This window comes from Vibrio sp. 1069 (assembly GCF_033340555.1).
Map to the genome: position 1 here is coordinate 1 of NZ_JAWOWP010000380.1, position 701 is coordinate 701.

A 701-nucleotide genomic window follows, 5' to 3' on the forward strand; every position below is an offset into this window, starting at 1 on the left:
ACCCAATTGTGAAGATGGCGCTTCATGAGTCGTCAGAAAATGATCTGGGGTGAGATAGTTTTCAATCATCGCACTTTGCCAACCGTGTAACTGGCGTTGCAACGTTGAGTGATTCCCGCGCGCCCCAATAAAACCAACGTTCTTAAAACCTTGTTCAATCAGGTGTCTGGTACAGGCCTTACCCACTTCGAAGTGATCCACGCCAATGTTGAGATAACTGGCCTTTGAGCTCAGTTCGGCAATCTCTAACACTGGCGTATTTGACGCCTCTAACAGTTGATGCGTTCGCTGACTATGCTCACTTCCAAACAGTACAACGCCCGCAGGACGGCTCTCTAAAAAAGTCGAAAGCAACTTTTCTTCTTGCTCAATCGAGTAGTCGCTGTAACCCAGCAATAGTTGATAACCCGCTTTGTTTAACGCCTGTTGGAAGCTTGGTAAGAAATGCGCGCATGCTTTTTCAAAAAGTGACGGAATGATAAGAGCGATGGAATAACTTTCTGCAGATGCGAGTGCCCCTGCGGCTTTGTTCGGGATATAGCCGAGCTCATCAACCACTTGTTGAATTTTTTCTCTCAGCTTATCGGATACCAGCTCTGGCGTTCGTAATGCTCGCGACACCGTCATCGTGCCTACGCCTGCTTGTTTGGCGACGTCAGCCAAAGTGACATTGCCGGTACTTCTTCGTTTGCGAGGTTCGC

At 48.4% G+C, this 701-nt stretch carries 1 protein-coding gene; it reads right to left on the bottom strand.

Annotated elements, in window-relative coordinates; all coding sequences use genetic code 11:
• On the bottom strand, positions 1 to 701 hold a 701-nt coding region (locus tag R7040_RS26645), incomplete at both ends, for a LacI family DNA-binding transcriptional regulator (protein WP_318097609.1).